Here is a 7,358-nt window from a genome sequence, read left to right as displayed (position 1 = left end):
GCGATGAACCATAAAAAAGCCCCTGGGGTGAGGGGCAAGAAGGTTTGCTACCACAACAAACGGAGCAACCTGAAATCGTTCTTTCAGAGTAGGGTTAATTTCTAGAGTAATCAGCCTAGAATGTCCGCAGTTTTCTGAATGACGATGCGGATGCCTAAAATGACAAGTGAGGTTCTAACATTCAGTGGCGGGCGCTTGCCCCTGAAACGCCCCGGTGGAGGCCACACCCTTCGGGCCTGGGACGCCGCTGATGAGCAGTTGCTGGAGCAGGTTCTGGAGCGTTGCACGCCGCAGAGCCACCCACGGGTGTTGATCATTGACGACCAGTTTGGGGCTTTGACCCTGGGTCTGGCGCCTTTCTCCCCTGTTTCCTTTGCCGATAGCTGTCTCCTCTCTGAATCCCTGGTTATTAATGCTCCGGCCGATCTGTCTATTCCGGCACCAAAGAGCTGGCTGGAGCCGCCGGAAGGGCCCTTCGATCTTGTTGTTATGAGGATTCCCCGGCAACTGGACTACCTGGCGTGCCTGTTGCGGTGGGTGAACAGCGTTCTGGCACCCGAAGGCAAGCTGATTGCCGGTGGCATGATCAAGCACCTGCCGTCACACAGTGCTGATGTGTTTGGGGAGCTGGTCAACACCCGGGAAGTCTGTCCCGCGCGCAAAAAAGCGAGGGTGGTGGTTGCCGCCCGGGGTGAGGATACGTTGCGGGAGTGGCCGGATTTCTGGCGAGGATACAGGTTGTCGTCCCGGTACGAGCTATCGGGTATGCCAGCGGTGTTCGCCAGAGCAAAGCTGGATATCGGTTCGCGGTTGCTGCTGCCGGTCATTGAGCGGAAGATTGCGGATCTCGCCCCTGGAGCACGGGTACTGGATCTGGCATGCGGAAACGGTGTGCTTGGGCTGACGGCCCTGGCCCGCAATCCGGCGCTTGAGATTGCGTTCGCGGACGTTTCCAGTCAGGCGGTTGCCAGCGCACGTCAAAATATCCTGACGGCTTTCCCGGACGCTGTCGCGAGCTTTTACCACAGTGATGGTATTCCGGAGGCGGCTGACCGTTATGATCTGGTGCTGTTAAACCCGCCATTTCATGAAGGCGGTGTGGTCGGTGACCATATTGCCCTTCGTCTCTTCAGTCAGGTGGCTCGGCACCTGTCCCCTGGCGGATGTATGTTGCTGGTGGGGAATCGGCACCTGGGTTATCACCGCAGTCTCCGTCACTACTTTGGCCAGGTGCGACAACTCGATGCAGACCCAAAGTTTGTGGTGTTCGAAGCCTCTGTTCAGGAGGGTGGCCGGTCGTAACCCATGCGTGCCAGCGTATCAACGATGGTCTGGGTCTGACTGTCGATCTCGATGTTAACCCGGTCGCCGACCGTCATATCGGCAAAGGTGGTTGCCCGCAGGGTCTCGGGGATCAGGTGAACGTTGAAGCGATTATCATTGACGTCGCCAATGGTCAGGCTGGCGCCGTTGATGGCGATGTAGCCTTTGGGAAAGATATAGCGAGCCCATGCCTGCGGCACCTCGAATTCGATGGTGCAATTGTTCTCGGGGCGGTCGATCGCGACGATATCGGCCGTGGTGTGCACGTGGCCGGAGAGGAGGTGCCCGCCGATTTCGTCGCCTATCCGGGCCGCACGTTCGAAATTGATGCGATCCCCTGGCTTCAGCTTTCCCAGGGTGGTCAGGCGCAGCGTTTCCTGCATGGCATCGAAATAAAGATTTTGGCCTTCCTGTCGCGTTACCGTCAGGCAGGTGCCGTCGATGGACACTGACGCACCAATGGTCACGTTGTGAGCCTGATTTTCCGGAAAGCGGATGCTGAAGGTGCTCAGACCGGGCACGGCAGAAATCTCGTCAACGATGGCAATACCCTGAACAATGCCTGTAAACATGTCTCAACCTCGACGACTGGTGTCTGTAGCCGTATAGGGCCACACTTGATGGTCGCAAGGATAGCGATCCTGTGGGTCGGTGCCAAGCCATCGTGACCATCTCAGGCACGCTCAGGCACGCTCAGGCACGCTCAGGCATGTCTCTGTGACTCAAGGATCCGGGCCGTTGGCCGATAAACGGTAAGGGCAGGGTGTCGATGACAGCTATTGGCCCGGTGATCCATGACGGACAATCAACCATGGCAGAGAACGAAAACGTACGTCAGAGAACCATCGATACCGCGCGTGGAGGAGAGCCCTTGCTGCGTAGGGGGAGGCCCGCGGACCCTCATCCGGAAACGGGTGATGCGGGGCGGGTGGCCGGTGCTGCTACTGCTACTGGTGCTGAAGTTCCTGCCAACCGCCCCGAGCGGGGTGCAACGGCCTCTGCTGGCCGGCTTGAGACTGACGACATTCCAGCGAGCGATGAGTCTGTTAAGGAATCGTCGACGGGTGAGAGCCCTCAGAACATCGAAAAAACCCTGGCGGAGTCGCGTCAACGTAAGCTTCGTTTGATGCTGCGCCAGTGCGACCGTGTGTTGCTGCTGGATTTCGACTTGTTGGCTCTGCCTGACTGGCCGGATAATTACACGCTTGCTGCGGCCCGGCGCAATCGTGACATCTGGCTGTTTGGTGCGTTGTTGGCGGCGGTGGTTTTTCTCAGCGGTATGACCGGCTTTGTGCCAGCGTGGATTGCCGGCGGTGGTTTTGGTGCCTTTGTCATCATCCTGCTACTGGGGGTGCCAGGTGTTCGCCGCCTTTATACGTCGCGGCCCTCGTATCTGGATCTGGTCATCCGCCGTCAGAGGATGATTCGCGACGCACGCAAGCACATCGAACACCTGGAAGGGAAAGAGGGGCTGGTGTGGCAGTGTGCTCGTATGGCTGAGTTTAACTCGGCTCTGAAAGCGACCCGGTTCAGTGAACTGCTGGCATTATCCGAACGGCGGGTATTGGCTCGGAACCTGACCCGGCGGGAACATATCCGTCTTTATCTGATCTATCTTCTGGAGGCTGAGAAAGCTTACGGCCGGGCTCAGCAGGCTTTTTTCGAGGGGCACCAGCAGGCCATTGACCGGGGCTGGTCATCGGTAGCTGCAGAGCCGGGGGACAGAGCTTGACATAGCTGCCGGTCAAACGTATGTTTCAAACAGACGTTTGCTTAGAGGCACTGATAATAAAATGGCTCAGTCTGATACGGTTGACCGAATTCTTGATGCAGCGGAAGAGCTCTTCGCCGAGCGGGGTTTCTCCGAAACTTCCCTTCGCATGATTACCAGTAAGGCTAAGGTAAATCTCGCTGCTGTCAATTACCACTTTGGTTCTAAAAACGCCCTGATCCATGCGGTGTTTGCCCGCTTCCTGACGCCATTCTCCGCCACGCTGGAGGATGCGTTCGATGATCTGGAGGCGAAATGCGACGGCGAACCGCCAACGTTGAACCAGACTCTATGGGCGCTAACTGAAAGCGCAGTACGCATGCCGCAGCGCAATGAAAAAGGTATTTCCATATTCATGCGTTTGCTCGGCCTGGCCTATACGCAGTCCCAAGGCCATCTTCGGAAATTTCTTGAGCAGGAATATAGCCAGCCGTTCAGCCGCTTTATGCGCCTGCTCAAGGAAGCGACGCCGCAATTGTCCGCGGTCGACCGCTACTGGCGCATTCAGTTCATGCTTGGTGCGACAGCGTTTACCATGTCCAGCAGTGATGCCCTGCGGGATATTCTGCAGAACAAGCTGGGTGTGGAAACCACGGTCCAGGAAATTGCAGCACGACTTGTGCCCTTCCTGGCGGCAGGTATGCAGGCTGATGACGCCATGCTGGTGCCACCTGCCCATAAAACCTCGGTTGCCTGAGTCGCTCGCTCTCGGTTAGGCTTCCGGTTGGTTTGTTCACCGGGAGCCTGACGCCGCATGCCACGTAATCCTGTTTCCATACCTGTTCCCGGAATCGAGATCAGTCTCAATGCGCAAACGCTGACACTGTTTCCTGGTGACACATCAAAGCCTCTCTCCTATCCCGTTTCGACGGCACTTAATGGCCCCGGTGAGCGCCAGAGCAGTGGGTGCACGCCCACGGGCCGGCATTACGTGCGCGCGATGGTGGGTGATGGCCTTCCCCTGAATACCGTATTCATCGCCCGCCGGCCCACCGGGGAGGTTTATTCCGAACGATTGGCGTGTCAGTTTCCCGAACGTGACTGGATACTGTCCAGAATTATCTGGTTATGTGGGCTTGAGTCGGGGAGAAATCGGGGCTCCGGGGTCGATAGTTTTCGTCGGTTCATATACATTCACGGCACACCGGATACCGAACCCATGGGCGTTCCGCGCTCACATGGTTGCATACGCATGAGGAATGCCGACGTTGCTGACCTATACGACCGTGTCTCGCCGGGCCTGCCCGTCACGATACGATAGCGCCGGCGGTTGTCACTAAACCGGTTGTCATCAAACCGAGGGAAACGATGATCGAAGAAGCACCTTCCATACTCAATACCTGGATTCAGGACTGGAATCTGCTGTCAGAGAGCTGGCGAGTGGGGCTCGTGGTTTTCGCTCTGGTGGCTGGCACCGCGGTGGTGGCCTACATTGCGAGTTTCATCGTGGGCGCCGTCGAACGACGTTTCCAGAAAACCGACAACCTCTGGGACGACGCACTGCTTCACGCTGCGCGGAAGCCAGTGGTCGCGTTCGTCTGGCTGCAGGGTGTGTATTGGGCGGCAGAGGTTGCTCACCACTACTCGGAAGCCGAAATCTTTTCAGTCAATCAAACCATTTTGCAGATTGGCTTTGTTTTCCTGCTGGTCTGGACGCTGCTTCGGCTGATCAAACAGGGGGAACAGATTCTCGCTTCTCCGCTGAAGATGAAAAAGCCGATGGATTACACCACGGTCAATGCGGTGAGCAAGCTGTCCCGGACCGTTGTTATCATCACCGCGGTATTGATTGCCATGCAATCCCTTGGTTACAGCATATCCGGGGTGCTGGCCTTTGGTGGTGTTGGTGGTATCGCTGTGGGCTTTGCCGCCAAGGATCTGCTGGCCAACTTCTTTGGTGGGTTCATTATCCATCTGGACCGGCCATTCAAGGTCGGCGACTGGGTTCGCTCCCCCGATCGTAATATCGAGGGCGTGGTGGAGCACATCGGCTGGCGGCTGACTACGATTCGCACCTTTGACAAGCGCCCGCTCTACGTGCCGAATGCTGCCTTTACGACCATTGCCGTAGAAAACCCCTCGCGCATGCACAACCGCCGTATCTCTGAAACCATTGGTATACGCTACGTGGATGTCAGTGGCATGGCTGAGGTTGTGGCGGACATCCGGTCCATGCTGGAGAACCACGAGGACATCGACCAGGACCAGACCCTGATCGTGAATTTCCTGGCCTTTAACGACTCGTCGCTGGATATCATGGTTTATACCTTTACCAAGACCATCGAATGGGTGAGGTTTCATGAGGTCAAGCAGGACGTACTGCTGAGGATCAGCGAGATCATTGAAAGCCATGGTGCCGAAGTTGCCTTTCCGACCCGCACGCTTCACCTGCCTGACGGGGTGCGTGTCGCGTCGAACGGCAAGCCGGCAAAAGGTCGTAGCGATTCGGAATCGTCAGATGAGGCCGTTGACGAAGATGTTGAACAGGGACGTGCGCCTGTTTCTGGAAGCGAACACTCTTCGGAAACACGTGGCGATAGTAACCAGGCGGACGGGGACTGATCATGGGTGTGAATAACCAAGTTGCCCCCGTGGGAATCATCGGGGGAACCGGGCTCACGACGTTGTCGGGGCTGGAAATCACGGGTGAGCGGGTTGTCGACACGCCCTGGGGTGAGCCGTCGTCGGTTTTGGTGGACGGCCTGCTCGGGGATCAGCCGGTGGTGTTCCTGTCTCGCCACGGAAACCCTCACCGTATTCCTCCGCATCAAGTGAACTATCGCGCCAATCTCCATGCGCTCCAGCAGGCGGGAGTACGTACGGTGGTCGGTGTTAATGCTGTTGGCGGGATCCATGCCGATATGGGGCCTGCCCATATCGTGATTCCCGATCAGATCATTGACTACACCTGGGGCAGGGCGAGTACGTTCTTTGAGGGCGAGTTGGAGGAAACCACGCACATTGACTTCACCTTCCCATATTCAGAGTTGGCCCGGGCGCTGTTGATTGATGCAGCTCGTACAGTGGGTTGTTCGTTCTCGGATTTCGGTGTTTACGGTGCAACACAGGGGCCCAGACTGGAGACCGCAGCGGAAGTACGTCGCCTTGAGCGGGACGGCTGTGACCTTGTCGGTATGACGGGAATGCCGGAAGCGGCTCTGGCGGCTGAACTGAAGATGAATTACGTGTGCCTGGCGCTGGTGGTTAACCGCGCGGCAGGGAAGTCGGATCACATCATAACGATGACTGAGATCGAGGTCGCTATCGACCAGGGCATGTCCGGCGTCAAGCGGATCCTCGAAATCGCCATTGGCGGGCTTGGAGCCCTTACTCCTCAACCTTCTTGAAAAACACCAGCACGCCAATGGTGGGGGAGTCGAGGAAATGGACTTCCTCGCTGCGCATGCGGCGTGTTTCCCGTATCCAGGTGATTAACTCCGCCTTTGGCTGACTGGCGCTGGAAACCTGCGTCTGATCTGCTCTTGCAATGTCGCCACCCGTTGCCATTGAGGCCAGCGAGTCCCGGGCTTCATTGTTTTCGAGGGCAGGCTGGTCATTGCCCGTAGCTTCCTGCCCAGCACCGTCGTCCATTGGCTGATTGTTACCGCTTGCCGTCGCTGCTTCGTCTGAACTCTGGCTGAGCGTGGTCTGTTGCAATGACAGGGGCTGCCAGTGGTTGAGGTGGACATCCACGTGGAGATAGCGTTGTCGATCGATGGTGATATGGCCTTCCACTTCGCGGAGCCCGGCATCGGCCAGCCAATCGCCAATAGCGACCTTCAGGGGGGCTCCGTCAAAGTCAGGGGGGAAAGACTGGTACCACCCTGTGGCCAGGAGTATGCGGAAGCGGCCACTGTTTTCCAGTCGGTTGGCGGCTGTCCGCAGGTGAAGCTGGCTTCGCGGGACCAACTGTCGGGTGGTTTCCGCGGTTCCGTTGCGATCCACGGCTCGAAGTATTTCGGTGATGTCCAGGTTGGTCGGCTCTGGAATTCGGCTGGCCATTTTCTCGTTGACATCGGCCGGATCGACGATCCTTTCGAGGATTACGATCTCAGCCCGGTAGTAGTCTTCACGGGGAGGCTGGGCCTGTGATGCAGCGTTGTCGCTTCCCTGTTCTTCGGATGTTGCGCCTGCGGCGGGCCCGGATGATTCCTGGGCTGACACCCAGGGTGACAGGGTCAGCAGGGCCGCCAGAAATAGGGCGCGTGTTCCGTACAACGGTTTACCGGGCGTTCGCAAGGGCATTGCTCCAATGTTCCTGTGA

8 protein-coding genes are annotated in these 7,358 nt (G+C 57.6%); 6 read left to right on the top strand and 2 right to left on the bottom strand.

Going from position 1 to position 7,358, the window contains the following annotated elements; all coding sequences use genetic code 11:
* Positions 1-159: 159 nt before the first annotated feature.
* Positions 160-1,302, top strand: a complete 1,143-nt coding sequence (locus tag B2590_RS01900) for a class I SAM-dependent methyltransferase (RefSeq protein WP_041333722.1) — start codon at positions 160-162, stop codon at positions 1,300-1,302.
* On the opposite strand, the gene B2590_RS01895 is transcribed toward B2590_RS01900, so the two are convergent.
* Positions 1,281-1,895 (bottom strand): riboflavin synthase, encoded by a 615-nt coding sequence (locus tag B2590_RS01895; RefSeq protein ID WP_041333724.1) that lies wholly within the window; start codon positions 1,893-1,895, stop codon positions 1,281-1,283. The genes B2590_RS01900 and B2590_RS01895 overlap by 22 nt on opposite strands.
* A 239-nt stretch (positions 1,896-2,134) precedes the next feature.
* On the opposite strand from B2590_RS01895, the gene B2590_RS01890 reads away from it, so the two are divergent.
* The 5 genes from B2590_RS01890 to B2590_RS01870 all read left to right on the top strand — a co-directional run bounded on the left by B2590_RS01890 (position 2,135) and on the right by B2590_RS01870 (position 6,441).
* Positions 2,135-3,055, top strand: a complete 921-nt coding sequence (locus tag B2590_RS01890; protein ID WP_286809922.1) for a hypothetical protein — start codon at positions 2,135-2,137, stop codon at positions 3,053-3,055.
* A 61-nt stretch (positions 3,056-3,116) separates the two neighbouring features.
* Complete coding sequence (locus tag B2590_RS01885; protein ID WP_007153921.1) at positions 3,117-3,791, top strand: TetR/AcrR family transcriptional regulator; 675 nt, start codon at positions 3,117-3,119, stop codon at positions 3,789-3,791.
* A 57-nt stretch (positions 3,792-3,848) separates the two neighbouring features.
* The gene (locus B2590_RS01880; protein ID WP_081899227.1) at positions 3,849-4,355 is read left to right on the top strand and encodes a L,D-transpeptidase; all 507 of its coding nucleotides are present in this window, start codon (positions 3,849-3,851) and stop codon (positions 4,353-4,355) included.
* A 47-nt stretch (positions 4,356-4,402) separates the two neighbouring features.
* Positions 4,403-5,656, top strand: a complete 1,254-nt coding sequence (locus B2590_RS01875) for a mechanosensitive ion channel family protein (RefSeq protein ID WP_286809921.1) — start codon at positions 4,403-4,405, stop codon at positions 5,654-5,656.
* Positions 5,657-5,658: 2 nt separating this feature from the next.
* Complete coding sequence (locus B2590_RS01870; protein ID WP_036204951.1) at positions 5,659-6,441, top strand: S-methyl-5'-thioinosine phosphorylase; 783 nt, start codon at positions 5,659-5,661, stop codon at positions 6,439-6,441.
* Here the strand turns inward: B2590_RS01870 and B2590_RS01865 are convergent.
* On the bottom strand, positions 6,422-7,339 hold the full coding sequence (locus B2590_RS01865; RefSeq protein WP_082040528.1) for a CsiV family protein: 918 nt from the start codon (positions 7,337-7,339) through the stop codon (positions 6,422-6,424). The genes B2590_RS01870 and B2590_RS01865 overlap by 20 nt on opposite strands.
* Positions 7,340-7,358: the final 19 nt, after the last annotated feature.

Origin of the sequence: Marinobacter sp. UBA3604, assembly GCF_002375325.1 — a bacterium.
Taxonomy (GTDB): domain Bacteria; phylum Pseudomonadota; class Gammaproteobacteria; order Pseudomonadales; family Oleiphilaceae; genus Marinobacter; species Marinobacter salarius.
The sequence above is the reverse complement of the archived record's forward strand: the minus strand, read 5'-3'. Positions and strand labels throughout refer to the sequence as shown.